This window comes from Clostridium sp. C105KSO13 (genome assembly GCF_001517425.1).
GTDB lineage: Bacteria > Bacillota > Clostridia > Lachnospirales > Lachnospiraceae > Muricomes.
In genome coordinates this window covers 23,658-50,495 of sequence record NZ_FBWL01000163.1, presented here as the reverse complement: position 1 = coordinate 50,495, position 26,838 = coordinate 23,658, and the positions used below count along the sequence as shown (strand labels likewise).

At 42.4% G+C, this 26,838-nt stretch carries 21 protein-coding genes and 1 tRNA gene; 4 read left to right on the top strand and 18 right to left on the bottom strand.

The features are described 5' to 3' along the window. Nucleotides 1–27: 27 nt before the first annotated feature. The 11 genes from rsmH to BN3456_RS07920 form a co-directional block, all read right to left on the bottom strand. On the bottom strand, nt 28–963 hold the full coding sequence (gene rsmH, locus BN3456_RS07970) for a 16S rRNA (cytosine(1402)-N(4))-methyltransferase RsmH (RefSeq protein ID WP_089983606.1): 936 nt from the start codon (nt 961–963) through the stop codon (nt 28–30). Between the two features lie 34 nt (nt 964–997). Next, on the bottom strand, nt 998–1,435 hold the full coding sequence (mraZ, locus tag BN3456_RS07965) for a division/cell wall cluster transcriptional repressor MraZ (protein WP_089983605.1): 438 nt from the start codon (nt 1,433–1,435) through the stop codon (nt 998–1,000). Nucleotides 1,436–1,653: 218 nt separating this feature from the next. Next, nucleotides 1,654–1,893: a hypothetical protein gene (locus BN3456_RS07960; RefSeq protein ID WP_089983604.1), complete on the bottom strand. Its 240-nt coding sequence runs from the start codon at nt 1,891–1,893 to the stop codon at nt 1,654–1,656. Nucleotides 1,894–1,944: 51 nt separating this feature from the next. Next, on the bottom strand, nt 1,945–2,784 hold the full coding sequence (locus BN3456_RS07955) for a DegV family protein (protein WP_089983657.1): 840 nt from the start codon (nt 2,782–2,784) through the stop codon (nt 1,945–1,947). Nucleotides 2,785–2,894: 110 nt separating this feature from the next. After that, nucleotides 2,895–4,088 carry an FtsW/RodA/SpoVE family cell cycle protein gene (locus tag BN3456_RS07950; protein ID WP_242862840.1) on the bottom strand — a complete coding sequence of 398 codons (1,194 nt, stop codon included), beginning with the start codon at nt 4,086–4,088 and terminating at the stop codon, nt 2,895–2,897. Between the two features lie 31 nt (nt 4,089–4,119). Next, the gene (gene asnB, locus BN3456_RS07945; protein WP_089983602.1) at nt 4,120–6,000 is read right to left on the bottom strand and encodes an asparagine synthase (glutamine-hydrolyzing); all 1,881 of its coding nucleotides are present in this window, start codon (nt 5,998–6,000) and stop codon (nt 4,120–4,122) included. A 209-nt stretch (nt 6,001–6,209) separates the two neighbouring features. After that, complete coding sequence (locus BN3456_RS07940; protein WP_242862839.1) at nt 6,210–6,899, bottom strand: amino acid ABC transporter permease; 690 nt, start codon at nt 6,897–6,899, stop codon at nt 6,210–6,212. Beyond that, a complete protein-coding gene (locus tag BN3456_RS07935) occupies nt 6,896–7,624 on the bottom strand; it encodes an amino acid ABC transporter permease (protein WP_089983601.1) in 729 nt (242 codons plus the stop codon). Before BN3456_RS07935 ends, BN3456_RS07940 begins: the two co-directional genes overlap by 4 nt. After that, the gene (locus tag BN3456_RS07930; RefSeq protein WP_089983600.1) at nt 7,621–8,406 is read right to left on the bottom strand and encodes a transporter substrate-binding domain-containing protein; all 786 of its coding nucleotides are present in this window, start codon (nt 8,404–8,406) and stop codon (nt 7,621–7,623) included. The genes BN3456_RS07935 and BN3456_RS07930 overlap by 4 nt, the downstream gene beginning before the upstream one ends. Before the next feature lie 43 nt (nt 8,407–8,449). Continuing rightward, nucleotides 8,450–9,175 (bottom strand): amino acid ABC transporter ATP-binding protein, encoded by a 726-nt coding sequence (locus BN3456_RS07925; RefSeq protein WP_089983599.1) that lies wholly within the window; start codon nt 9,173–9,175, stop codon nt 8,450–8,452. Nucleotides 9,176–9,750: 575 nt separating this feature from the next. Continuing rightward, a tRNA-Pro gene (locus BN3456_RS07920) sits at nt 9,751–9,825 on the bottom strand. A gap of 109 nt (nt 9,826–9,934) precedes the next feature. Here BN3456_RS07920 and BN3456_RS07915 point away from each other — a divergent pair. From BN3456_RS07915 to BN3456_RS07905, 3 genes are read left to right on the top strand one after another with little or no spacing between them, the layout of a single operon-like run. Then, entirely contained in the window at nt 9,935–10,297 is a 363-nt protein-coding gene (locus BN3456_RS07915; RefSeq protein WP_242862838.1) for a spore coat associated protein CotJA, read from the top strand. Next, complete coding sequence (locus tag BN3456_RS07910; protein ID WP_089983598.1) at nt 10,294–10,563, top strand: spore coat protein CotJB; 270 nt, start codon at nt 10,294–10,296, stop codon at nt 10,561–10,563. The genes BN3456_RS07915 and BN3456_RS07910 overlap by 4 nt, the downstream gene beginning before the upstream one ends. A gap of 3 nt (nt 10,564–10,566) precedes the next feature. Next, nucleotides 10,567–11,184, top strand: a complete 618-nt coding sequence (locus tag BN3456_RS07905) for a manganese catalase family protein (protein ID WP_089983597.1) — start codon at nt 10,567–10,569, stop codon at nt 11,182–11,184. A 383-nt stretch (nt 11,185–11,567) separates the two neighbouring features. Here the strand turns inward: BN3456_RS07905 and BN3456_RS07900 are convergent, their stop codons facing one another. Beyond that, on the bottom strand, nt 11,568–17,132 hold the full coding sequence (locus BN3456_RS07900) for a Spy0128 family protein (RefSeq protein WP_089983596.1): 5,565 nt from the start codon (nt 17,130–17,132) through the stop codon (nt 11,568–11,570). Nucleotides 17,133–17,437: 305 nt separating this feature from the next. Here BN3456_RS07900 and BN3456_RS07895 point away from each other — a divergent pair, with 305 nt between their 5' ends. Continuing rightward, nucleotides 17,438–18,853, top strand: coding sequence for a hypothetical protein (locus tag BN3456_RS07895; protein WP_089983595.1), 1,416 nt, complete (start codon nt 17,438–17,440; stop codon nt 18,851–18,853). A gap of 53 nt (nt 18,854–18,906) precedes the next feature. Here BN3456_RS07895 and BN3456_RS07890 read toward each other — a convergent pair whose 3' ends face one another. The 6 genes from BN3456_RS07890 to BN3456_RS07865 form a co-directional block, all read right to left on the bottom strand. Further along, the gene (locus BN3456_RS07890) at nt 18,907–19,206 is read right to left on the bottom strand and encodes a metal-sensing transcriptional repressor (RefSeq protein WP_347458020.1); all 300 of its coding nucleotides are present in this window, start codon (nt 19,204–19,206) and stop codon (nt 18,907–18,909) included. A gap of 93 nt (nt 19,207–19,299) precedes the next feature. Beyond that, nucleotides 19,300–20,616 carry a S1C family serine protease gene (locus tag BN3456_RS07885; RefSeq protein ID WP_089983593.1) on the bottom strand — a complete coding sequence of 439 codons (1,317 nt, stop codon included), beginning with the start codon at nt 20,614–20,616 and terminating at the stop codon, nt 19,300–19,302. A gap of 204 nt (nt 20,617–20,820) precedes the next feature. Continuing rightward, nucleotides 20,821–22,647, bottom strand: coding sequence for a glutamine--fructose-6-phosphate transaminase (isomerizing) (gene glmS, locus BN3456_RS07880; protein WP_089983592.1), 1,827 nt, complete (start codon nt 22,645–22,647; stop codon nt 20,821–20,823). Nucleotides 22,648–22,862: 215 nt separating this feature from the next. Further along, a complete protein-coding gene (locus tag BN3456_RS07875) occupies nt 22,863–24,377 on the bottom strand; it encodes a cohesin domain-containing protein (RefSeq protein WP_089983591.1) in 1,515 nt (504 codons plus the stop codon). Nucleotides 24,378–24,403: 26 nt separating this feature from the next. After that, a complete protein-coding gene (locus tag BN3456_RS07870; RefSeq protein ID WP_242862837.1) occupies nt 24,404–25,744 on the bottom strand; it encodes an LCP family protein in 1,341 nt (446 codons plus the stop codon). A gap of 165 nt (nt 25,745–25,909) precedes the next feature. Next, nucleotides 25,910–26,833, bottom strand: a complete 924-nt coding sequence (locus tag BN3456_RS07865) for a glycosyltransferase (protein WP_089983590.1) — start codon at nt 26,831–26,833, stop codon at nt 25,910–25,912. Nucleotides 26,834–26,838: the final 5 nt, after the last annotated feature.

The following is a 26,838-nucleotide window of genomic DNA, read 5'->3' as shown; positions in this document are numbered from 1 at the left end:
GATATATTTGATATACTCCTTTTTTCCCTAATCCCGTTCAAATACTCTCAGCTTCGCACTTTTTGAACGGCTGTTTTCTATCAGTTCCTCTTCACCAGGTAAAATTGGTTTCTTTGTAATCACCCTTCCCTTTGATACTTTCCCGCATACACATACAGGAAAATCCGGCGGGCAGGTACACGGATCTTCATTTTTTCTGAACGTACTTTTTACAATTCTGTCCTCCAGTGAATGGAAGGTGATGATACAAATCCTTCCTCCCGGATTCAGTAAATCGATCATGTCATCCAGTGTGTCCCTCAGCACATCCAGCTCATGATTCAGCTCTATGCGAATCGCCTGGTATGTCTTCTTGGACGGGTGTCCTGAAGTTCTCCTAAACTTCATCGGAACAGCCTGTCTTATGATTTCATTTAGCTGTCCTGTTGTTTCAATGGGGCTTTTTTCGCGTGCCCTTACGATATATTTGGCAATGTTTTTTGCAAATCTGTCTTCCCCATAATCCCGAATCACGCGATAAAGGTCTGATTCGCTGTAGTCGTTTATAATGTCTCTCGCCGTCATCTGCTGTCTTTGATCCATTCTCATGTCCAAAGGAGCATCGGTTCGATAGGAAAAGCCTCTCTCTGCTGTGTCCAGCTGATACGAAGATACCCCCAGATCCAGTACAATTCCATCCACCTTCTCCATGCCTAATTCCCGGAGCCTCGGCTTTATATCACAATAATTGCTCCTGATTATTGTAACTTTCTCCCCAAAGCCGAGTAATCGGACGCCAGCCGCTTCAATAGCTGCCCCATCCTGGTCTATTCCTATAAAACTCCCCTTGCTGCTTAAACGCCTGCACACCTCAAAGGCATGTCCGCCTCCGCCGAGTGTAGCGTCGACATAAATCCCATCCGGCTTCACAGCCAGAAAGTCTACTGTCTCATTCAGTAAAACTGATGTGTGCTTGAATGCCATAAATGCCTCCATGTGTTATGAGTCGTCATTATGGTCAGATGCGGATACCGATTGATTCCATACGTTCGGCAATCGCATCGAGATTCTCTTCGCTGACCTGACTTCTTTCTTCCCAAAGTGCTTTATCCCAGATTTCAACGCGGTCCTGTACTCCTACAAGAACAACATCCTTCTCCAGTCCGGCTGCTTTTCTTAGTGTGGGGGGGACCAAAACTCTCCCCTGCTTATCAAAGCTGCCTTCCGATGCGCTTCCAAAGAAATAACGTTTGAATATTCTGGCATCTTTATTCATCCGTGGCAGTGTTTCCAGTTCAGCGACGAAATTGTTCCATTCATCCATAGAGTACACAAAAAGACAGCCTTCCAAGCCGTTACAGATTACGAAACTTTCTCCCAAATCATCTCGCAACCGGGCTGGAATGATTAATCGGCCTTTTCCATCAATTGTGTGATTAAACTCCCCTAACAGCATCCGGAACCCCTTCTTCTAAGTGAGCCTCCACATTGCTCCCACTTTACACCACTGGCTACCACTTCCTACCACTTGACACCATTGTAAACCACACTCACCCCATTTTCAAGTGTTTTTTTTAATTTTTACCACAAAAGGGCATTCGCTTTACTGGTATTTACGCAAAAAAAATAGTGCAGTCTTGAAAAGACTACACAGTTCTTACCCTTTTATCTATTCTATCCTTTACTCAGCTGACTCATATAATCATTCACTGCATCGTAGTTGACTTCTGCAACCGGCCGGTCCTCCTTTGCTTCCTGCTTCTGATGTGCAGAAAAGCCAAGCCATCCCACCACTGCAAATGCTGCCAGTACCAGGGCGGCCCTTTCCAGAGCATTCTTAATCCGCTGTTTTTTCATAATTTTCTTCCGATTGGCTTTTTCTTTTTTATAACGGTCTACTTTTTCCTGACTCATACTCTGCTCTCCCTTTGTGTCAAACTATACCTAATGGTAACACACATCGTTCTATATCACAACTATGATTCCACCGTCATTTGCATACATGGAACTGATGCCCGCTGTATCCACAATGAAACTGGATTTTACTTTTACTTTCCGAACAATTGACTCCTGCACTGCCAGTGCCCTCTCTTTGCAATTGCAGTGTGCGATTGCCAGTATTTTATCCTCTGGATTTTTCAGATCATCCAGAATTTGTCCTGTCATCTTCACCAGTGCTTTCTTCATGCCTCTTGCCTGACCCAGCTGGCAGATAACGCCTTCCGGCTTCGCTCCCATCACGGGCTTAATGTTCAGGGCACTGGCCACAATTGCTTTAATCCCGGTGAGTCTTCCGTTCTTACGAAGCGTATCCAATGTCTCCAGTACAAAGTAAGTGTTCTGGACCTCTATATATTCTTCCACTGCCGCAATAATCTCCGCGAAGGTCATACCTGCCTCTTCGCATTCTTGAATCTTTAATGCAATCACTGTCTCTCCAACAGATGCAGAACGTGAATTGAATACATAAATATCCTTTTCTCCATATTCTTCTTCATACAGCTTCTTTCCCAGTTCGGCACTGTTATATGAACCACTTAACTCGGAAGATAATGTAACTGCATAAACCCGTTCTGCTTCGCAGTGGTATCTTTCCATATATTCCTGGGGTGACGGACATGAGGACTTAGGGCTCGTCTGGCTTGCCGCCACACGTTTCAAAAAGTCAGCCTGATCAAATGACATATCATCCACAATCCGGACACCATCTATCTCCATCGTCAGGGGCGCTGTTTCAAATATATTGCTCTCCTTCATCTCATCAGTTAATTCACCGCAGCTGTCAACAATTACTTTATAACTCATGTTATATCCTCCCGCACCATACATCATGCATTTCGCTCCTATAATACATAGTTTCGAATACTACATATAATATAGCACACTTTATATTGTATGAAAAGATGTTTTTTCACTTAATGATCATCCAGCTGGATTTTTCGCGATATCCCCAGAGCAATTCCCATTTCTGTCATAAGAAACAAGATAGATGTCCCTCCGTAACTGATAAAAGGAAGCGTAACTCCTGTTGTGGGAATCAGGTTTGTCACAACTGCTATGTTCAAAATTACCTGAAGCGCAATATGTGCAAATATGCCGGAGGCTACAAGGGAGCCGAACATATCCGGTGCATTCCTGGCAATAAACATCAGACGATATAGAAGTAGTCCAAACAGCACCAGAATCATAATTGCACCAAACACACCAAGTTCCTCACAGACAATAGAAAGAATCATGTCATTTTGCACTTCCGGAATTACACCCAGCTTCTGTGTACTGTTGCCCAGCCCTTTTCCGAAAAAGCCGCCGGAGCCTATGGCATATAGTCCCTGCATCACCTGGAACCCGCCGGCGTCCGCATGATTTTCCGGGTCGAGCCAGGTAATCACCCGGCGAAGGCGAAAGTTATCACTTGTTGTAATGGTAGAAGCAAACAAAGAAACACCAACCACCACCACTGCCGTTCCCCCCACCAGAATAGCAATAAAAGGTTTGGTTTTCGGATGGACGATAAATAACAGCACACAGGTGATTGCCATAACAATAATAGCCGTACTTAGATTATCGGTCAGGAAAAGGACTCCTGCAGCAGCCGCCGCACCGAACACCAGAACTCTGATGAGGCTGTCCCGTGTATGAATCTTCTTTCCAAGCCTGCACAGTTCATACGAAATAAACAGGATAACGGCTATTTTTGTAATCTCTGAAGGCTGTAGTGTCATATTCCCTGGGAGCTGTATCCATCTTCTCGCACCGTTTATCTCCGTTCCAAGGGGCGTCTGCACAAGGGCCATCATAATCATGGAAAATATGTAAAATTCAAATGAAAACGCTCCAAGAATATGATAATCAATTTTCGACACAATAAGCATGAACCCAAAACTTGCAATACTGAAAATCGCCTGTCGGGAAAAATAATGCATGTCATCTCCGTCGAAATCTATTTGGGCACTATATGCACTTGTGCTGTACAAAATAACGAGTCCAAAGCACATCAAAAAGATAATAACCAGCAGCAGATCGTAATCGAAATATTTAGTTTTTTCCGACCACTGCTGCCGGTTTTTTCTTTTTGTTCCAACAGAAGACCTCGACTTACTGCCTCCCATACCCTCTCCCCTTTTCTTGAAATTATCGTAACTATCTTTCATTCATTGTCGGATGTATCGGCTTTCCATGTTCAAAAAAACGGTCGTACCATACAAGGAAAATATACACCGTCCAGATTTTACGGCTGTTATCCGTCTTTTCGTTGGTATTTTTACCCTTTTTATGGTCATCCAGCATTTTGACAAGCAGATCTGTGTTGAAGAACTTTCTCGCCGCTTCGGAGGTAAACATTTCTTTAACGATATTGTAATACTTGTCTTCCTTTAACCATACCCGAGTCGGTATCGGAAACCCCAGCTTCTTCTTCTCAGCCGTCTTACTTTGGATAACCTTCTCCGCAGCGCCGCGAAGTGCCACCTTTGTCTTCGGTGCGCGGACTTTATAATCCAGGGGAAGCGTCTGGGCCAGCTCCAGTACCTTCTTATCCAGGAAAGGTACTCTGACCTCCAGTGAATTTGCCATCCCCATCTTGTCCCCTTTCATCAGGATATCATGGACAAGCCAGAGATGTAAATCCACATACTGCATCTTTGTGACCGGGTCCTTGCCTTTTACCCTGTCATAGAGCGGACGGGTCACTTTCTGAATTCCCGGTTCAGAACCCTTTTTCAATAGTTTGTTTGCTTCTCGCTCTGTGAAAATATTCGTTGCATTGGCAAAATATCGCTGCTCCAATGTCTTCCCGTGACGCATAAGGAAGCCTCTTCCCTTCATCCCACGGGGAAGACAGTATTCTGCAAACTTTCCCAAAAACCGCCTAAAAAACATTGGCAGTTTATTAAAGCCGGTATGCTCCAAAGGCTCGCAATAAATATTGTAACCACCAAACAGTTCATCCGATCCCTCTCCCGAGAGAACGACTTTCACCTTTTTAGAGGCCTCCTTGCTCAAAAAGTAAAGAGCGATAGCTGCCGGGTCGGCAACAGGCTCGTCCATATAATACTGAATGTCGGATAACTTATCCCAGTACTCCTCAGGGGTAATAACCTTCGCATCATTCTGCATGTTGATGCTGGCGGCAAATTCTTTTGCATCCTGAATCTCACTGTATTTTCCTTCGTCAAATCCAACCGTGAAAGTTCTGTCCACCTGACCTAAGTAAGTCAGATAACTGGAATCCACGCCGCTTGACAGATAAGATGCAACTTCCACATCACTGATTTTATGTTTTTCTACAGATTCCTCCATAGTTTTTTGCACATCTTCTACAATTTCTTCAAAAGATTTCTCGCTGTCCCCGGTAAAATTTGGCTCAAAATAACGGGTTATTTTCATTTCTTCATTTTCATAGACAAAGAAATGTCCCGGCTGCAGGCAGAATACTCCTTTAAAAAACGTCTCATTTGTAGGGACAAATTGAAAGGAAAGGTAGTTTCCAAGAGCAGATTCATTGAAAACCTTATCAAACTTAGGGTGCTCCATAAAAGACTTAATCTCCGAGCCAAACATTAAAGTGCCGTTCATTTGCGCATAGTAAAAAGGCTTTATTCCAAAAATGTCTCTTGCACCAAAAAGCCTCTTTTCCTCACGATCCCAGATTACAAAAGCATACATACCCCGCAGCCTGTCCACAAGTGTCTCGCCCCACTCTTCATAGCCGTGGAGAAGCGTCTCGGAATCCGTGTTTGATGTAAATATATGGCCTGCTTCCACCAGTTCTTCCCTCAGTTCCTGATAATTGTAAATCTCACCATTAAAAACAAGAACCTTACTTCGATCCTCATTATAAAGAGGCTGATCTCCTTCTTCCGAAAGATCAATAATGCTCAGACGCCTGAACCCTAAAGCTGCGTCCTCATCCACGAATCTGCCTTCACTGTCAGGTCCACGGTGTATAATGGTATTCATCATATCCGTCAATACCTGCTCTCTATCTTCAACATCTCCCACAAAACCTGCAAATCCACACATAAAATGTCTTCTCCTTTAAATCATGCATACTAAACTTGTTCCCTATTATATCTTTTTTCATATATAAAGACAAGATTTACTTTTAATAAATGCGTGGCAATCCTCCCCCATACAGGATATCTATAATCCTCCTGCCATGCAGTGCCGTTGTCATATAAACTCCGTTCCCTTCCGCGATATCACCGATAATCCGGGCATTTTTTCCATTTTTACGCTTCCTGCTTTTTTCTGCTGTTTCGCACGATGCAGGAGAGCACGAAGTTTATGATGAAGTATACTAGTGCGACAAATCCGAAGATGATGAAAACACGCATGGACTGATTGACTGTGCTGTCTATCTGTGCAGACATAATCCATTTGCTGTTGTTGAAGAATTCTTCGATTGCTACCTGGGCCAAAAATGAGGTATCTTTGATTACGGTGATGACCTGCGACAGCATGGCCGGCACAATTGCCTTATAGCACTGCGGCAGTATGATAAACACCATGGTCTGGAAGAAATTAAACCCCTGGGAATATGCAGCCTCAAACTGTCCTGCGTGAACAGAGTTTAAACCGCCTCGGACAATCTCTGCCATCACCGCACTGGTGAACAGCGTAAATGCCAGGATTCCGGAATACATCGGCGCATCAAAAGGCTCCGGCATTCTTACCATAAAACGGATTGCCAATACCCAGAGAAGGTTTGGTGTGTTCCGGAAAATCTCTATATATACCACGCTGAACCCTTTGAGAAACCTGTTCCCGTATGTGCGGAACAGTGCAAGAATTGTACCAAAAATGATGCTCAGTATGACGGAAATCAAAGCTACATAAAGTGTCACTCCAAGCCCCCGGAACATATAGAATATATTGCTTCGGGTAAATACAGACTCAAACGCGTTCATGAATTCATTCATTTAGCTGCCCCCTTTCCTATACCGTAGGCCGAAAGCAAGGCCGTGTAGTCTTTAGGTTTCGGTGTCGCTCCAAACTTCTGCTCCAGATAACCTGATAACCTGGAAAGTGGAAAGCAGATGATAAAGTATAAGATACCAACTACCACGTAAGCCGGTCCGTAAGCCAATGTGCTTGATGCAAATGAATCCGCCTGATACATAAGATCGCCTCCCGCAATGATTGCCAAAATAGATGTGTTTTTAATCAGGTTTGCAGCCACATTCGTGAGCGGCGGAAGCATCACTTTTAATGCCTGGGGCAATATAATATACAACATAGTCTGAACATAGCTAAACCCCTGGGAGTCGGCCGCGTCACGCTGCCCTTTAGGTGTTGCCTCGATGCCTGTTCTCACGACCTCAGCCATATACGCTCCGTGGTAAATGCCCACTCCTATGATACCAATGGTTTTTACCGGAATAAAAACACCTACATAGGGAAGCGCATTATAAAGGAAGAAAACCTGTACCAGCAGCGGTGTATTCTGAAAGAACTCCACATAGACTCTTGCAATTCCTCTCAATACCTTTCTATGGCTGGTGGATATTACTCCGAAGATTGCTCCCAATACTAAAGACAGCAGAAGTCCAAGCAGAACGATATATAAGGTTGTCCCAAATCCCTGAATGAAGAGATCTATATTTCGAAATAACTTTTCCCATTTTTGTGCTGAAAATGCGCTCATTGAGTCAATCCCCACCTCTCCATTATTTTCTCAAGCTCTCCGTCTTTCTTCATCTCAGATATAGCTTCATCGGCCTTTGCAGCCAGTTTTGTATTTCTCTTTGCAATTGTAATGCCATATTCCTGCGGTGCGAACTCATCCGGCAGCAGCATCATCGAATTATTTAAGTACCCGCTCAGTATGGAACCATCCACTGAGAAACAATCCACACGCCCCGAATCCAGAGCCGCCTTAATCTCCGGATAGCTGGAATATTCGCTGAATTTCAGTGAAATACCGGCCTCATCTGCAGCTTCCTGCAAAGACTGCTCTGTCGTTGCAGATTGAGACACACCTATTGTCTTCCCGTCCATACTCTTGAAATCAGTAAAACCAGCTGATTTTTTAACCATCAGCTTTACATGGTCTGTATAATATGGCTGTGTAAAGTTATAAGTTTCTTTTCTCTCGTCTGTAATGGTAAAGGTAGCGGCTACCATATCCAGCTCTCCAGTCTCCAGCAGAGGACCTCTGGTCTTCGCAGTCACCGCCTCAAATTCTATCTTTACATTATCTCCATAAATTCTTTTACAAACCTCTCTCGCGACATCGATTTCAAAACCTTCAAATTCCCGTGTGTCGACATTCATCAGCCCGAAATTCGGAACATCATTCTTGCAGCCGACTTTCACCACGTCCTTGTTAAGTACAGTTTCTTCATCCGGTGCTCCGCACCCTGTCAGCGTAACGGCAGCAAGCAAGCCTGCTGCTAAGAGAGAGGATACTATGCGTTTATATCTCATATCTCGTCTGCTCCTCCTCATCATAACGTTTTCCTTTAAATGCTTATCGGATAATCTTGCTTAGGAATGCCTTGGTTCTTTCATTTTCAGGATTCTCAAAGAAATGTTCCGGGGTTCCCTCCTCCAGGATCTGCCCCCCATCCACGAAAAGAACTCTGTCAGCCGCTTGTTTTGCAAACCCCATCTCGTGGGTTACAATAACCATTGTAAAATTCTTTTCATGGGACAGATTGATAATAACATCCAAAACTTCCTGCACCATCTCTGGATCAAGTGCAGAGGTCGGCTCATCAAACAAAATCACCCGGTTCTTCATAGTAAGGGCACGGGCAATTGCTATTCTCTGCTGCTGACCGCCGGAAAGATTCTGAGGGTAGGCTCCGGCCTTATCCTCCAGCCCTACTTTTTCCAGATAATGCAGAGCCGTCTCCATTGCTTCACTTTTATTCACCTTTTTAAGCTTTGTTGGCCCTAAAATCAGATTGTCCAGAACTGTCATATGTGGATACAGATTGAATTGCTGAAACACCATGGCACTGTGAATTCTATTGACAAATGCCCGGTTCTTTCTCGTCAGCTCATGAGTGTGAATATAAACTTTTCCGGAAGTAGGTTCCTCCAGACCGTTCATCAGGCGCACCAGCGTACTTTTACCTGAACCGGAAGGCCCGATGATCACCACCTTCTCCCCTTCCTTAACATGAAGGTTGATTCCCTTTAATACTTCATTGCTGCCAAAACTCTTGTGTACATCTTCTAATCTAATCAAATTTCTTCCTCCTCCCTTTGTGTTACAAAAATCATCAAATTTTCTTTCAATTAATAAAGACTCTTAATAAAGACTCTTTCTCAATAAGACAAAAGCGCCACCTCGTGATAAATAGACTCGGTAAGCGCTATTATTATCTGTAATTCATCAAAATTTAAGACTATTTTACAAAAAATTGTGTGGTTTGTCAACGAAAAAACTTTAGTTAAGCCATCTTCTTTAACTCTTCGACATCCTTTTGCAGGGCTTTTAATTCGCCGGCTGAGATTCTGATAGTTTAAGGTTCGATTTCTTTTTATGCATAGATGCCTCTTCCACTTTTCTATGCAAACCTGCCTGACCTGAGACCTTGCAAAATATTTTATTTTGAAGTGAAAAGATACACAAACTTGTATTTGGATATTGATGAATGCAGTAAGATATTTAATAAGAATGAATAACGATTATTACACTTTTGGTATTCCGCATCAGGAGACAACGCAGACATTATAGCCAACATACACGCCAGCATCTAAAAGGTAATAATTACAGAATACTTATTGAAATTAAGTATGTCCTTATAAATAAGAAGATAATCGGGGTGACAAGATTTGAACTTGCGACCTCACGGCCCCCAGCCGTGCGCTCTAACCAAACTGAGCCACACCCCGATCTCACTTTTTCCATTATATATGACTTTCACCAAAATGTAAAGAGGAACCTTTCATATTTTTTTTCATACTATATACCGTAAATGAAATTAGAAGGAGAAGTTTGAAAGTGGCGAATTATCAAAACAACATGCGTTATGACAGGCAAATGAATTTTCAAAATGGCTGTCGGCCTATGCCTGCTTATAACAATAACCCTTGCTCCAACATTGCCCCTGCAGGGCGACCAGATAATCAGCGCCGTCCGGGATGCGGCGAATGCCCCACTGTAGAAAGTGCGCGAAAATTAGCGCCGGGACAATGCGAAAAACGTTACGACCCGATAGCGGATGCACCGCTCGCAATAGCCATGGCCTATGTACCCTGGCAGAAATGGCGGGATGTAATGAAACCTCATGAAGCAATAAGAAGAGGTACTATTTTTAAAGAACTCAGCTTACCATTTCACGGGAGAGGAGGCTGTAATCGATGAATAACCCTCCAAGCAGAAAAGAATTATTCGATCATATCAACGCGGTAAGCTTTGCAGTAGACGATGTGAAACTCTTTTTGGATACTCATCCATGTGATGAAGATGCATTGGCCTACTTTCGTGAGTACAGCCGTATGAGAAACGATGCTTTGAAAGAATATGCCGCACGTTTTGGTCCTTTGACCGTGGATACTGCTGTTTATTCTTGTACCGATAAATGGAACTGGATCGATGATCCATGGCCGTGGCAGGAAGGGGGATGCTAATTTATGTGGGGCTATGAAAAACGACTGCAATATCCAGTAAATATTAAACAGACCGATCCCAAACTCGCGAAGATAATCATTACCCAGTTTGGTGGCCCAGATGGAGAGCTTGCTGCTTCCATGCGCTATCTTTCCCAAAGATATACCATGCCGTATAAGCAAGTCGCAGGTATCCTGACGGACATAGGCACAGAGGAACTTGCGCACATGGAAATGATTTGTTCCATTGTCCATCAATTGACGAGAAACCTGACACCGGAGGAGATTGAGCAATCCGGATTCGGAACATATTACGTGGATCACACACTCGCTCTCTGGCCGCAGGCAGCTTCCGGAGCACCGTGGTCAGCTACTGTGTTCCAGTCTAAAGGGGATCCCATCACTGACTTACATGAAGATATGGCAGCAGAACAAAAAGCCAGAACAACTTATGACAATATTCTGAGGTTGGCAAAAGATCCTGATGTCTGCGATCCAATTCGTTTTCTTAGAGAACGTGAGATCGTTCACTATCAGCGTTTCGGTGAAAGTCTCCGTATTGTACAGGATAATCTGGACAGTAAAAACTTCTATGCAATCAATCCAGAATTTGATGTTCGGCAGAATTGTAACTGCAAATAATATAGAAGATATTATAGTTAACATTCAAGAAGGGACTTCACATATGCGGGGCCCCTTCTTTTTTAAAGTTTGTCTTTGAAGTTCTTTTCAGTTACAAAAACATATTCTCTTAATTTCATATATTATTCATACACTTTCTAATGGGAAATATGCCTCTTGCATTTTAACTTAAGAATATTCTGAAAATGGTGTTCAAAAGGGTCTGACCCCCTTATGACCATTGAGTTATCAAAAAGCGCCCATATAACATATTTTTAAAATATTTCACCTCCACTAAAAAGGTTCATGCTGCAGACTAATATTTATCGGCTGAAGCACAAACCTTCTGTTATACTCTCACATATGCGGATATGTGACCGCATACTTTATTGAATAATTTTTGTCTATTTTGATCTTCTCTTTCTCCTTATACCAAGCACAGCCAAAATAGCGCCTGCGCTGATTAGAAGAATAACTCCATACATAATCGGAGTGCCTGAATCTCCTGTTTTTGGTGTTTTTGATGCATTTGTCTTTGTTGTACCTTTTCCGCCTGTATTTGGCTTCTTAGATGAATCCGGCTTTCCAGGTTCAGATTTATAAGTGTTTGTAAACTTCTGATCTCCGGTATATACTGCATTTGCCGTCCATTTCCCATCCTGATCTTCAACTGTCACAGTAACTTCGATTACATGCTTATCGTAGGTCATGCGCGCCTGATTTCCTATAACTTCCTGAATCGTGTATGTGTATGTACCTGCTTCATCATATTGGATTTCATCAAAGTTTACTACACCTTGAGCATCATTTTTCTTGGTCTGTATTACGTTTCCATCTTTATCTTTCAGCTCAAAGCTAAATTCTCCTGACGTCAGTTTCTTTCCTTTCAGGATTTTCTGGGCCTGTAAAACAATGCTGCCGTCTGCAGGTTTATAGGCATTCGTAAAGGTCTCTTCTCCTTCGTATGCTGCCGTTGCAACCAGCTTGGCGTCCTTATCTTCTACTGTAACTGTTACTTTGATCGCATGTGTATCATAGGTGACACCCGCCAGGTTTCCTGATACTTCCTGGATTGTATATTCGTAAGTACCTGTTTTGCTATACTCAACCGGATCAAAGTAAATCATGCCTTGAGCATCGTTAGTTTTTGTCTGAAGAACTTTGCCATCTTCGTCTTTCAATTCAAAACTAAAGTCGCCGCTATTCAGGTCTTTTCCTTCAAGAACTTTCTTTGACTGTAATACAACGCTGCCCTGTGCAGGCTTATAAATGTTTGTAAAGGTCTGATCTCCATCATATGCCGGAGTAGCCACAAGCTGTGCATCTTTGTCTTCCACAGTCACTGTGACGTCAATTACATGGCTGTCATATGTAACTCCTGCAAGATTTCCTTTTACTTCTTCAATCGTATACTTATAAGTCCCGGCTTCTGTGTACTCCATCGAGTCAAAGTAAACTTTACCCTGGGCATCGTTTGTCTTTGTCTGAAGAATCTTTCCATCTTCGTCTTTCAGTTCAAAACTAAAATCTCCCGCATTCAGATCTTTCCCCGTCAGAACTTTCTGTGCTTCTAATACAACACTTCCGGCTGCCGGTTTATAACTGTTGGTAAAGGTCTGGCTGCCTTCGTATACTGGCTCTGCCACAAGTTTTGCATTTTTATCTTCCACAGTTACCGTGACATTTATCACATGACTGTCATAGCTAACTCCCGCAACACCACTTTTTACTTCTTCAATGGTATACTTGTAGGTTCCGGATTCTGTGTACACAATTGGGTCAAAGTAAACTTTACTCTGGGCATCGTTTGTCTTTGTCTGAAGAATCTTTCCATCTTTGTCTTTCAGTTCAAAACTAAAATCTCCCGCATTCAGATCTTTCCCTGTCAGAACTTTCTGTGCTTCTAATACAACACTTCCGGCTGCCGGTTTATAACTGTTGGTAAAGGTCTGGCTGCCTTCATTATATACCGGAGTAGCCGTAAGCTTTCCACCTTTGTCTTCAACAGTAACCGTCACACTGATTTCACTACTGTCATATGTAACTCCGGCTTCGTCTCCCGACACTTCCTGAATTGTATAATGATACTCTCCCGGCTCATCATATTTTATTTCGTCAAATACAATATTACCTTCCAGATCATTTTTCTTTGTCTGGATTGTTTTTCCCTTTTCATCTTTCAATTCAAAGGAGAACAAACCATCTTCCAGATTCTTTCCTTCCAGAATTTTATGTGCTTTCAGCGCTACCGATGTGGAAGCGTATTCGCCTTCCTTATAATTTTCAATAGTAATAAGATTGGCATTATCGCCTGTTTTTCCATCAATTGATATAATTGTTGAATCATCTGTTTTTTCGACTACAATCGTATGGTCACTCTTATCAAGGTTGTATCCATCCGGAACAGCCGTTTCTCTAAGTATAAAACTTCCGGCAGGTAAAGCTCTGAGTTTTAATTTTCCGTCTGTTCCTGTAGTTCCTTTTCTGATCACAGTTGTTTCATCTGCTGCAAAAATGGTAAATTCGACACCTGCAAGCGGAGACTTTGTAGTGCCATCAATCTTGGTGATCTCAACCCAGCCACTCTTTCTCATAGTAGCATTGCCATCTTTGTCACTGATCTGATAAGAACTATTGGTATTCTCGCTCTCTTTATCGCCGCCATAAAGTTTCACTTGGTTCGTCACTTTCCCGGGCTCACCTGTTACATCCGTCAGATAGCTGAAACGATATGCTTTGGTATGATCCGGAATATTGAATGTGAGTACTCGTGTTTCATTATCATAAGAAATATTCTCTCCAATAACAGGTGTTACTTCTTCGCCTTCTGTATAATTGCCGTCTGCATTCAGGTTCAATTCTGTAATCTTAATATTTCCAACCAGAACCAGATTTCCATTCGCATCGGTTCGCAGATCAAGCCCAATTGGCAATGTATCCTCAATCTTCGTAAATGTGTTATCAAGTTCATAAGGTTTATAATCTACCGTCCAATTTACGACACCCTCTTCAACGAATGCTGCCTCTTTCGACAATAATGAACTTTTAACTTCAACCTCACGCTTAGATTCAATTCCAGTATCCCAATTCTCTGAAGTCATCTTTACAGTATTTTTCACCGTATTGTCACTATTTTTCCCGAAATATTTTTCCAAGGTTTCGGCATTTGGCTTTGCTTTAATAAGGACAACATAAGGCTTATCCAAATTTGTAAATGTTAAGGAAATACTATCCTTATTTTCTGTCATAGCGGAGGTCAGACCAGCAACTGTAACTGGTGTCGGTGGTTCGTTTGCTATTACTGTGCTTTCCCATTCACTTTTTGCAGCTCCCTCAAATATTAAGAAATCATTTCCAGGAGTAATTTCAGATAACTCCCAGCCTTCCGGTAACGTATCAGTAAGTGTGACAGTTCCCAGCAACTTTGTCAAATCTAATCCATCCGCATTTACACTAAAACGGAAGATAGCTGATTTATCCTGATAATCAAAGCCGTCCTTATTCCAATCATCCAGAAGATCATTCACTCCAGATGACGGATCTGCTGTATGACCACGTTTAATCATTTCCTTCTTCAACATAAAACTTGGATAGGAAACGTTTGCATCAGCTTTATTTAAGTTCGCATCTTTACTATAAAGGGAAGCAGTATTCTTAACATCCTTCCATGTATTTGATACAAAAATATCTGGATTCGTGACAATAGATTCAAAATCAAAAGTAGCTTTCTCGGTAGTAAACCCGGTAACTACTAATAGATCACCTACTCGTTCTTCACCCTTCATAACGGGAAGTACCTTTGATGTAAGTCCCTCTCCTGAGAACGAATCATCTTTATATTTCTGATTGAACTGAGACGTCAAACCTTTGATGACATCAGCACGGATACCATCCACAGACAGATCCGCTACTTTAGAACTCCCTTCTTTTCCATATAACAGCAGATCATAGACTGTTGCATTTGGTATGGTCTGACCTTTCGGATCAACATTAACCGTCCATTGAATCGTCTGGTTGTCTTTGTCGGAAATTTTACCGCTCTTGGAAATTGCATTATATCCAATTCCCACATTGACACTGCCAGACCCAATCTTTCCATGGTTATCCCATTCAATAGACGCAGTATTCTCATAGTTTGTCACACCTGCCGTATAATCTTCATCTGGCACTTTTGTCACAATCGTCAAAAGGACTTTCGTATCCAATATCCGATCACCCCCAGATGTTTTGTTTCCGATTTTATATACACCATTCTCATCTGGTTGAATACCTATTTCACCATCCCAACCGCTTCCGTTCCAATACTGCACTGTTGCCTGTTTCAGTGTTAAGCCTTCTGGTAAGGCATCTGTCAGTGTTGGATTTTTTAAAGTAGCTTCCATATCATTAGCTGTGATCGTCCACGTAATTGTACGGTCTTTAGGATTGTAAACTCCACTACTGCCGTCCTGGTCGCTCTTTCCTTTTTTCTCAATCCACTTTGGCTTGAATGAAATAGATCCATTACCTTCAGTTACATAGTTACCCTCATTATAAAGTTCAGCTTTATTTCCAATATTCTGTTCTCTGCTCCCGTAATATTTATCGTCCGGTATGGTTGTTTTGAACTTAACAATCTGTTCTCCGCTTGATGGCACTGGGAATGTATAGCTCAAATTCTCATCCTTTAAATTTATATGAGAATCATCTACGCTTTTATCGTTGACAATAAATGAGCCTGGCACATATTCTCCGACATCCTGTAAGTTATCTTTTAATTCATATCCAGCAAGGTCAACAAAGTCTTTTCCTTGTTTCCCAGAAACTTTAACTGTCCATTCAACTGTTTTATCAGACAGACTTACTTCACCTGATTTGCTCATTGAATATTCTGTTTTAACCGGCGGCTTTTCAAGATGGAATTCACGTTCGAATATTTCAATAGTCACTCCACCTGAACCAGAAGTACCCCCTTCCTTTATAATACCAAATGACGCACGAAAGTCAGCGCTTACTGATTCGTATTCTTCAAAAACTTCTTTGTCACCGTTAAAATCAACTCTTGCTATTACTCCATCATCAGTGTTTATGAATGTAACTTCACCAACTTTAAGTTTATTTGGCCCCACTAAATCAATAGTATCATTTGGAACAGGTAATTTGATTGCATTACTCAGAAGTATCTCTGCGTAATCTCCGTGCTCAACGTATGTTTCCGGCTTTTCTTCATCGCCCTGAACCGGAACTTTAAAGGAAGCAGAAAGTTTCACTTCTTTGTTGTCCAGAAGAACATCGCCATCCTGTAGTGTTTTGCCGTCCTGTTCCACTGTAGAAGTCAAAAACTTCTTCAACAGCTCTGTTACATCTTTACCTCCTGCTCTCACATCTGCAGCCTTAATAGCCTGCTCTTCCTCTTGTGCAGGTACAGTGACTGTATAGGATTTGTCCAGAATTGATACACTGTGTTCACCGGCAGTTCCGGCATCCCCGCTGGCATCGTATGTAAGGTTTAAGTCAAACTCACCTGACACACTTTTCTGTGCTTGATCAAAGGCTGTATCTTCCCCATCAAAAACCACTTTTGCAGTGATTCCTCCTGTGCTGTTGTCTTTTGTAAAGTTGACATGCCCGATTGTTGACCCGTCTGTCGTTGTCAGATCAGTACCTGTCTCTGCAGCCAGATTGAAACCATTGGCCACAGGAAAAGCCGCCGTGTCCCCTTTTTTGATCAAAGCTCCCGGAGAAGCGTCCTCTCCACCCACCGGTATGCCAAATGAGACAGCTGCTGAAACAGTTTCTGTGCCGGATATGGTGCTGCCTTCGGCAATTGCAGCTTCATTCTGACTGACAACAGCTGTGATGTCGGTGAGTACAGAAGTTTTATCCGTTCCCGAATCTTCGGCATTGACTATATTCATGGGCAGAATACTAAACAGCATCAACAATGTCATTATCCAGCTAATAACTGCTCGTCTTTTTCTATTTTTCATTATCTTCTTTCTCCCTTCTCTTATTATTTTCAGTATCTTATTACAGTAAGTTTATGCAACATGTTCTTGTAATTGCACAAAATACTCTTGCATAAATTGTATGCGTTTAAATTTCCTTTCGCTTGAAAAGATAAGTTAGTAATAGTTCTTATTTCTTTTCATTTCCAGTAGTAATAGTTACTATTTTTTCCGTGATTGGTAAATTTTAGCGTTATATTTTCTTTTAACAGAAAGCGAAAAAGCAACAATTTGTTGTATAATTAGTGAAGTGATTTACCTTGAGATGAGAGGGAGGAATAGGTAATATGAAGACTGGCAAATTACTAGAAAAATTGATTTGCATTGCAAAGATGCCTAAGACTGATTTTGCACTTAATATGCATATGACACCAAGCGGATTGAGCAAAATCCTGACGGGAAAAAGGCTGCCAATTCTAAAAGAGAAAAAAGCTTTCAGTAAGCAGGCGGCCCTTTACCTGGCTGAAACTATATATGATTACAACTGCTATATGAAACTAGAGGAAACCTTCCCGGTTATTTACGATTTCAGTTCAAAATATGAATTCGAAATATTTCTTGCCTCTGCCATAGAATATTCTATAGACAGAGACTTTATTGAAGGGAACAGTGAGAATAAAGATTACCCTGATACAGAAACTAGTTTTATAGGGAAAAAGGCCGTTTTAAATATGGTCTGCATCCTTCTGTCCGATCAAATTACAAATGCTGTCGATGAGACCCTGCCGATTTACAGTACTCTGCCGCTGTTTCATCCGTCATATTCCGACACCTTTGTACGGCTTAAAACTATAGCCTTAAAAAACTGGAAAATTCTCTCCACAAATCATATTTTTAACTATTCCCTGCTAGATACTATCTTTGATAAGTATGGTATGACACTTCTTTCATCCATTCCAAAACTTTATGAGTTTGCTAACGTGGATTTATGGGTGACAGAAGAAAAAATGGAGTCTTACTTTGTGCTGCTGAAAAATCACATTCTATTAGCTTTCAATGTTATGTCCGATGGCACGCCTCTTCTGACAGCCATCCGGCACAAAAGCTATCTCAGTACATTTTTCACTAATCTTATGAAGAAAAAAATCAGAAAAATCAGCTACAACAGAAGTGAAGCTTCTGCTCTTTTGGAAAAGAATCCTGGAATCATTGATAAGTTCCTCTCAAAAGGTGTAGATGCAGTATACAATTTTATTTCTCTGGGATACTTACTTGAAAGACATGAGCTGGATGTATTAGATGGAAAAGACATTATAAAAGATTCTATCTGTAAACTATTTAATTATATTCTGACAAAAGAGACACCCTTTACTGTAACCCTTGATGCAATGACAGGCTTTTTTGCCACCGGAAAAGCCATTGCCCCACTCCTCGGAGCTGTTAGTTTTTCACAGGAAGACCGTCTGCCCTACCTGGAGCGCTTCAGCCTGTATCTGGATCAGGAGAAGGCTGATAAGTTACAACTTGTAAACTGTGACATGCCCCACATTGCCGTTATTTGTTCTCCAAGAATCAATATTGTTTATTACATAGACAGCACATATCAATCTGAAAGATTTTATTATTTTGAAACAGATAAGATAAACAAGATGTTGAAAAGTAAGATAGCGGACGGCAGTTTAAAAACTTTGGATTTCAATGAAGAGGTATGGAATTACTACGTAGATGAATTAAAAACCGGCGTTCATCCAACCGGTTTTTAGAGGAACAGGTGCCCTGAAATTCATTTGTACGTATCAGAGCACCTGTTATCCTATTATTTCATTAATTTTTGTATGGTTGTGCACAACTCATCCACCGCGTCCTCTTTACCATCCCGGATATCCTCCACAACGCAGGTGCGGATATGGTTCGCAAGCAACTCTTTATTAAAGGCATTCAATGCCGATTGGATAGCAGATACCTGCACCAGTATATCAACACAGTACCTGTCATTTTCCACCATGCTCTTAATCCCCCGCACCTGGCCTTCTATCCGGTTCAGACGGTGAATCAGGCAAGTGTATTCATCTTTATCTCGATGTTTTGTCTTTGGGCAGCATTGATTCTCTTCCAATTTCATCGCCTCCTTGTTAAAGGGGGTCTGACCCTTTTGCGGCTCATATTCAGAATACTCTGAATATGGAGGCCAAAAGGGTCAGACCCCTTTTTATTTTGCTTTTGTACCTAAAACAACTTTGTAAGTTTGTTCTTTATAGTTTCCATTATTTCCTGGCTCCTGTACGGTAAGTGTTACAGTATCGCCCTTTGCATAGTACTTAAGCTGCTCCTGAAGAGTAGACATATTGTCGATTGTAGTTCCGTTTAAAGCTGTAATTATGCCACCTTTTGTAAGGCCTGCTTTTTCTGCACCGCTTCCGCGGGTAACGCCGTTAATGTACACGCCAAGAGGCATGCTGAATCTTTCCGAATATTCTGAAGTTACATCAAATCCTTCAATTCCAAGATATCCTCTGTCTTTCTCGCCGACTTTTGTTTTGGTCTCCTGATTCATCAAATTAGTGATGATGTCGGATACAGCACTGATTGGGATTGCATAGCCTACACCTTCAACAGAACTTCCTACAAGTTTGGAGGAGTTGATTCCGATTACTTCTCCACTTGCATTCACCAATGCACCTCCACTGTTGCCGGGATTAATAGCTGCATCTGTCTGAATCAGTTTTACATCGCTGGAAACTGTCTCGCCGGTGGTCTGATCAACAACCTGTGCACCTTCACGGTCTGTAGCACTGATAACGCCTGTTGTGACTGACTGCCCATATCCAAGTGCATTACCTATAGCAATGGCAGGTTCTCCTACTTTTAATTTTGTAGAATCTCCCATGGTGGCAACTGAGATAGAGTCCATCGTATCACCGGAAATGTCTTTCAGAGGAACTGCTATTACAGCAACGTCGTGTGCCGGATCTGTTCCTTTAATATTTGCTCCTACGCTTTTATTGTCATTAAATGTGACGGTCAGTGTCTCACTGCCTGCTACCACATGGTTATTGGTTATAATCAGCAGCTCAGAGTCATTCTGTTCAACAATGATTCCCGTTCCCGCACTCTCACTTTCCTGCTGGGAAACCCCTCCGAAGAAATCCTGTACCTGCTGAACACTCATGTTTGTAATAGACACAATCGATGGCATTACAGTATCTACTACATCGGATACATCAGAAGTTATCACACTGGAGGATGTTGTCAATTTAGAATTATTCACGGGTGCTGCAGTCTTGGCTGCGGCCGGGGAGGATGAAGAAGCTTCGTTAAGCCCCAGGACCTTATTCCCTACTATGTTTGAAGTTAAAAATGTTGCACTTGAAACCACTCCAAATAACAACGCAAATCCGGTCACTGCAACAGCCTTCGGCATTTTCTTTTTTGGAGGCCTGTTTCCGTTTGATTGATTTGACTGGCTATTATATTGAGTATTTCCCGGTTGTCCGTCAGGATTATAGTAATTATATTGATTTTCCATAAAGCTTCCTTCTTTCTCTTGTATTTTATATTGCTATAATAGCCGTTCTTTGTGATGGAAATGTGTTTAAACATTTAATAAACATTGAAATAGCCATGTTAAGTACCGGCCCCAGCGGTAACATCCCGTCCCTAGACTCAAAGTAACCTCGTCAAGTGTCAGGATGTATTTCGCACTAATCTCGAGATAACCTCGCTAAATGCTCTACTCAACCGTTACAGATTTTGCCAGGTTCCTTGGTTTATCCACGTCGCAGCCTCTGCCTACAGCTATATAGTATGCAAATAACTGCAGTGGTATGATTGCCAGTGAGTTAGTGAAATAATTGTTTGTCTTCGGTATATAAATGACATAGTCGGCAGCTCGTTCCACTTCGCTGTTTCCTTCGTTTGTCACTGCAAGTACAAAGGCCCCCCGGGTACTCACTTCCCGCATGTTGCTGATCATTTTCTGATACAGTTCTTCCTGGGTCAGCACCGCTGCCACCAGAGTTCCCTCTTCTATCAACGAGATAGTTCCGTGCTTGAGCTCGCCTGCCGCATATGCCTCCGAATGAATATAGGATATTTCTTTCAGCTTCAGGGAACCTTCCATAGAAATTGCATAGTCGATCCCTCTGCCGATGAAGAATACATCTCTTGCAGCCAGGTATCTGTTTGCGAATTTCTGAATCTTGTTTTTATTATTCAGAAGCAGTTCCACCTGATCCGGAATCCGTTTTAAGTCTTCTATATAAGATTTCAGTTCTTCAGCTGTGATTTTTTCGCGTACTCTGGCAAATTTCATTGCAAGTAGATACAAGGCAGTGAGCTGGCAGGAATATGCTTTTGTGGTAGCTACCGCAATCTCCGGTCCTGCCCAAGTGTACATAACATTATCCGCTTCTCTAGCTATGGAACTTCCCACCACATTCACAATTCCCAGTACCCTGGCTCCTTTTGCCTTAGCCTCTCTAAGAGCAGCAAGTGAATCAGCAGTCTCTCCGGACTGGCTTATGATGATAACCAAAGTTCCATCTTCAATGATAGGATTGCGGTATCTGAATTCTGATGCCAGATCCACTTCTACCGGAATTCTTGCCATCCCCTCAAAAATGTATTTGCTCGTCATACCTGTGTGGGAGGCAGAACCGCAGGCAATAATCATAATTTTGCAGATGTTTTTTATTTCTTCCTCGGTCATATTCAACTCATCGATGACAATATCTCCGCCCTTGATGCGGGGAGAAAATGTATCTGCAATAGCTTTTGGCTGCTCATACATTTCTTTCAGCATAAAGTGCTCATAGCCGCCCTTTTCTGCTGCATCTACATCCCAGTCAATGTGGGTGGCTTCTTTCTGAATCGATTCCTCATCTACGTTAAAGAATTCCAACGTGTCATCTGTCAGCCTGACAATTTCTTCATTCTCAATAAAGTAAACATCTCTTGTATATTTCAGTACTGCAGGGACATCCGATGCAATGATACTTCCACTCTCCGCTTTTCCTACAATAAGGGGGCTGTCTTTCCTCACCGCATACAGCTCATCGGGGTGATCCTTGAACATAATCCCCAGCGCATAAGAGCCTTCCATCCGATGCATGATTTTTATGATGGTCTGCAGAGGGTTTCCGGAATAATAATAGTCCAGCAGGTGGGCTATAACTTCTGTATCCGTATCAGATATAAACTCATAGCCTTTGCCAATCAGCTTTTTTTTCAGCTTCAGGTAATTCTCGATAATTCCATTGTGTACTACGGCAATACTCTCATCCTTATTAAACTGAGGGTGCGCATTGATATCAGAAGGCTCACCGTGAGTTGCCCACCTTGTATGCCCGATTCCTGCAGTTCCCGGCAATGTGGCACCATCATGTGTCAGTTCATTCAGCACCTTGAGCCGCCCTTTGGATTTCTTCATCTCAATTTCTTTTCCATCGTACACGGCAATTCCCGCAGAGTCATATCCTCTGTATTCCAGCTTCGACAGACCCTCCAGCAAGATCGGAGCCGCCGGTTCTTCGCCTACATATCCAACTATTCCACACATAATAATATGTACTCCCTTCATATAGCTATTTAGCTATTATATGGTCCCAAAGTTAAGCTTTTTCATGCAGGCATGAAACGCATAACCTTTTGACCCTCGTATCAATATATTGTAACAAATTTTTAACATGTTGTAAATTCTATAAAAGCTATCTTTTTTAGCTGTAACAGCAAAAAGAGTGCTGTCAATTGAACTGCAGCACCCTTGCCTTTGGTCTAAATATCTATAAAATCTATCGAATAATCATCGTCCTGCTTGTTATTTGGTCTGCGTGCTGGTTTTCGCGCAGGTTTTCGTGAAGGCTTCTCATCCAAAAACGCGTCTTCTTCAAAATCATCGTCTACATCCTCAAAATCATCCTCGTCAAAGTCACCTTCTGCTTCATAATCTTCTTCATCGTCATAATATTCGTCTTCTTCGAAGTCGCCTGTATCATCGTACTCGTCTTCAAAGTCATCATCTTCAAAGTCATCATCTTCGAAGTCGTCCTCATCAAAGTTATCATCATCGAGGTCATCATCCAGGCCAACAAGCCGTTTTCGTAACTTGTTTCCTCCTGCCGGCGGCATATTGTTGTCATCACCGTCATCATCGATACCATATTCGTCATACAGCTCGTCCAGTTCCTGATTGCGGTGGGATAGTTTCACTCCCATTACAATAATAATAATCAAAAGCAGAAGAATGCCCCCCCAAATGGCACACATAATCACAATCAAATGCTTTTCCAAAAAATTCATAACCTTGTTCATGGCAGCATTGGTGTTTTTTTCTTCCTCAACTGCCTGAGCTGTATATCTCTGGTATGTTCCTTCGGTTGAATCATACTGGTAATATCCCTTATTTCCTTCACTGCTCAGCGCATACACAAGGTAATATTCCTGATCAGACATGTCCTGCCATACAGTAAAAACCTTACCTGCCATATCTGATGTAGTCTCCTTATATTGGGAAGGAAGACCCTCTGTGTCCTTATGATTCATCAGATAGATGGAGACATCTGCATTCACATCCACCACTGCAGTCGGGGAAAATGAGCCGTCATCTGTACTGTAGAGGAAGTAATCAGAATTGCCATCACTGTCCTCAAGGTAAAACATGTACTGGCCGCTGGATTCCTGCTGCATTGCCTTAGTGGTTGTTCCGTCCAGTTCCATGGGGGTAGCTTTGAATCCCTTTGGGATAGCTGCCTCCGAAAAGTTCTCATTGACTGTATATTTTTCCCCGTCCACTTCTACCTGGAGACCTCCGGATGAGGCTTTGCTGTCATCTTCTGTGTCGGTTACGGCATTTCCTCCCTGAATGGTTACTGTGGATGTCCCTGCGGACAGATTTAAAGCTTCATCATTGTATAAATACGCTGTCGACGCTGTCACCTGCAGTGTAGCCGTGCCTTCCTTCAATGCCGTAAACTCCAGCTCGTAGGAAACCTCTGCGGCTGTACCGTCTCCTTTTGCAGATAACTGCAGAGTACCGTCCCCTCCGGCTGCATTTGTACCGCTCACGAACTTCAAGACCGAAGTGTCATATGTGACTGTCATATCAACATCCCCGATTGGAGAAGTCCCCGACTCAGCTTTCACTTTAACCGTGACTTTGTCCCCTGCCTTCGCTGACGGATCAGAAAATTGTATGGTTCCGTCGGCTGCAAACGCTGAAATCGAAAAGCATGACACGGTCAAACATAACATCAGTAGTATACTGCCTATCTTTTTTCCTATCTTCTTCATCTTACTCCACCTCTTTTGACTGTTGATTATCCTTCAATATCTTTTCCCTGTGTATCTGTGGCATCCGCTGCACCGCCGGTATCTCCGGACCCCGATGTGTCTGCGCCCCCATCAGTCGTCCCCGTGGTATCGCCGCTATCCTGCGGATTAGAGTCAGCGCTGCCGCTCCCCGTAGTTCCATTGTCCGGGCTGCCGTAATCGATAGTTCCATAATCCGCGGAACTCTCTCCACCCTCAGTTCCATAATCCTCAGTTCCGTAATCAATATAGCCTGTACTGTCGCCGCTGCTTACACCCCATGTATCTTCATACGAAGCCGCCTCTTCAACTGACGCTGTATTCATCGAATATGCCTGTATTTGAGAGCTGATTGAAGTGACCGCAGAGGAGGGACTGTATGTGTCCCCGGCAAAAAAGAACTTGTGCAGCTGTGTCACATTGTCTTCCAGAGTATCCGGAATTACAGTGCTTCCGACACCGGACAGGGTTGCCGTAGTCTTGTCAAAGGGAAAACCTGACATTTCTGTCAGTTTATAGTCAAAAACATCCTTTGCATAGGCCAAAATCTCCGTTAGTGTGAAATTCGTGGCTACTTTTGGAAATACTTTATCAATGATCTTATTTATTGTTGATAAGTCCGCAGACTGTGCTTTCTTAACAACTTGCTCCAGCACATCCCTCTGTCTCTCCGCTCTTCTAAAATCAGTTCCGTCATTTGGGTCTCCGTCAAAGACCTGATATCTGATTCGAGAATAAGAAACGGCCTGCACTCCGTTTAAGAGCTGCTTCCCTGTGTGGTCCAGTAATTTCAATTCCTTGCCGGTAACCTTGGATGTCTCATTGCCATATCCATTTACAAGCTGAACTTCCTCAGGTGTCTTCAAATCAACTTCAATTCCGCCCAGTGCGTCAATGACATCCACCAAAGCATTAAAATTCACCGTTACATAATGTTGTATATCCATATCCAGATTCTTGTTCAGCATCCCTACAGCGCCTTCCGCATCATCTGTGGAATATGCCGCATTTGCTTTGTTATAGCCGCCGTCCGGTTGTTCCAGCAATGTATCACGATATACGGAGCAAAGTCTTACTTCCTTTGTCTCACGGTTCAGACTGACAATGATAATTGTATCACTGCGGTCTCCCGAAGTGAGTGTTCCGTCACGAGAATCAAGGCCAAACAGCGCAATGTTCAAGTATCCTGTCTCATTATGTTTAACTTCTGAAGAAATATTCAATTTTGTTGTGTCCAACTGTGTAGTCTCCAGCTTGCCCAGCTTTGATGCAGCGAATGCCACGCCTGCTGTTGTCAGTAAAATAAAAGCTCCGCCAACCACAGCCAGTACCACTTTCCATGGAGTCATTTTTCTGCGGGCTCTTTGAGCTCGCCTGTGCCTTCTATGCTTTTTCATAGCCATTGTAATCCCTTTCTAACAATTATTGATTACATAATACACTTTATCATACAATACTATTGCACGAACTTCAATCACAAGATGACTGAACCGTAATGAATTGCAAATATATTATTAAGCTTTTGCCCAATATCTGGGATTGGAAGAACACTTCACCACAAGTTTCGACGGCAGTCTTTTATAATTTGTCCCCAGGAGGTATCCTGCATACTTAAAGCCACTGTTCACAGCCAGTTTTATAACCAGCCAGGGTTTTCTTACGCTGATGAGATATGCCGCGGTCTTTTTTACGAGCCGGATACCTTCTTTTTCAGATGGAATACCTTCAAATATTTCTGGGTGATCAGCCTGGGATACCGCCAGGTCAAAATTTCTTTTAAACTGTTGTATACATGTATAATTGTGGGAGTGCACTACCTTTGCCTCTGCCGCATATACACATTGATATCCCAGCTTCATTATACTGGCTGCCATAATCATATCTTCATTAAATATGGCACGCTTTACAAATCCGCCCGCCTCTTCATAACAGGATCTTCGATAAGCTGCACATACATTGGAGCAGAAAAAAGCTTTAATTCCCAAAGCTTTCACTGAATCCATATTTTTCACGCAACTTGCCTGGGGGTAGTTGAATTCTCTTGTATATCTCTCAACCACATCACTTGTTTCATCCGGCAGCTGTCTTGCATAAGTACACCCTACACTGTCATCAGCAAAGGGGGCAATTAAATTTTCGATCAGTCGTTTATCCCCGGGTACGGCATCCTGGGTCATGCATACTATGACTTCCGAGTCTGACAGCCCTGCAGCCATACGTCTGGTACCGCCGTGGTCAAACTGACTTTTATTTATTTCCTTCACCACAATGCGTCTGTCAAACCCTACAATATCCCAGGGGAACGTCTCTGTTTTTGTATTGACTACAATAATCTTCTGTACCGAAAATGTCTGATGCAGCAGACTCCTTATTAATTGTTCAAACTTTTCATCCGGCTTATAAGTCGGTATGATAACGTCTACCTTCTTAATATTCATTTATC

Coding starts and splice junctions, on each gene's coding strand:
- BN3456_RS07875 (WP_089983591.1), bottom strand. CDS start 24,377: ATGAAGAAGATAGGAAAAAAGATAGGCAGTATACTACTGATGTTATGT.
- BN3456_RS07940 (WP_242862839.1), bottom strand. CDS start 6,899: ATGAATGAATTCATGAACGCGTTTGAGTCTGTATTTACCCGAAGCAAT.
- BN3456_RS07895 (WP_089983595.1), top strand. CDS start 17,438: ATGAAGACTGGCAAATTACTAGAAAAATTGATTTGCATTGCAAAGATG.
- BN3456_RS07900 (WP_089983596.1), bottom strand. CDS start 17,132: ATGAAAAATAGAAAAAGACGAGCAGTTATTAGCTGGATAATGACATTG.
- BN3456_RS07910 (WP_089983598.1), top strand. CDS start 10,294: ATGAATAACCCTCCAAGCAGAAAAGAATTATTCGATCATATCAACGCG.
- BN3456_RS07950 (WP_242862840.1), bottom strand. CDS start 4,088: ATGGGAGGCAGTAAGTCGAGGTCTTCTGTTGGAACAAAAAGAAAAAAC.
- BN3456_RS07865 (WP_089983590.1), bottom strand. CDS start 26,833: ATGAATATTAAGAAGGTAGACGTTATCATACCGACTTATAAGCCGGAT.
- BN3456_RS07960 (WP_089983604.1), bottom strand. CDS start 1,893: ATGAGTCAGGAAAAAGTAGACCGTTATAAAAAAGAAAAAGCCAATCGG.
- glmS (WP_089983592.1), bottom strand. CDS start 22,647: ATGTGTGGAATAGTTGGATATGTAGGCGAAGAACCGGCGGCTCCGATC.
- BN3456_RS07905 (WP_089983597.1), top strand. CDS start 10,567: ATGTGGGGCTATGAAAAACGACTGCAATATCCAGTAAATATTAAACAG.
- BN3456_RS07955 (WP_089983657.1), bottom strand. CDS start 2,784: ATGAGTTATAAAGTAATTGTTGACAGCTGCGGTGAATTAACTGATGAG.
- rsmH (WP_089983606.1), bottom strand. CDS start 963: ATGGCATTCAAGCACACATCAGTTTTACTGAATGAGACAGTAGACTTT.
- mraZ (WP_089983605.1), bottom strand. CDS start 1,435: ATGCTGTTAGGGGAGTTTAATCACACAATTGATGGAAAAGGCCGATTA.
- BN3456_RS07885 (WP_089983593.1), bottom strand. CDS start 20,616: ATGGAAAATCAATATAATTACTATAATCCTGACGGACAACCGGGAAAT.
- asnB (WP_089983602.1), bottom strand. CDS start 6,000: ATGTGTGGATTTGCAGGTTTTGTGGGAGATGTTGAAGATAGAGAGCAG.
- BN3456_RS07935 (WP_089983601.1), bottom strand. CDS start 7,624: ATGAGCGCATTTTCAGCACAAAAATGGGAAAAGTTATTTCGAAATATA.
- BN3456_RS07930 (WP_089983600.1), bottom strand. CDS start 8,406: ATGAGATATAAACGCATAGTATCCTCTCTCTTAGCAGCAGGCTTGCTT.
- BN3456_RS07870 (WP_242862837.1), bottom strand. CDS start 25,744: ATGACTCCATGGAAAGTGGTACTGGCTGTGGTTGGCGGAGCTTTTATT.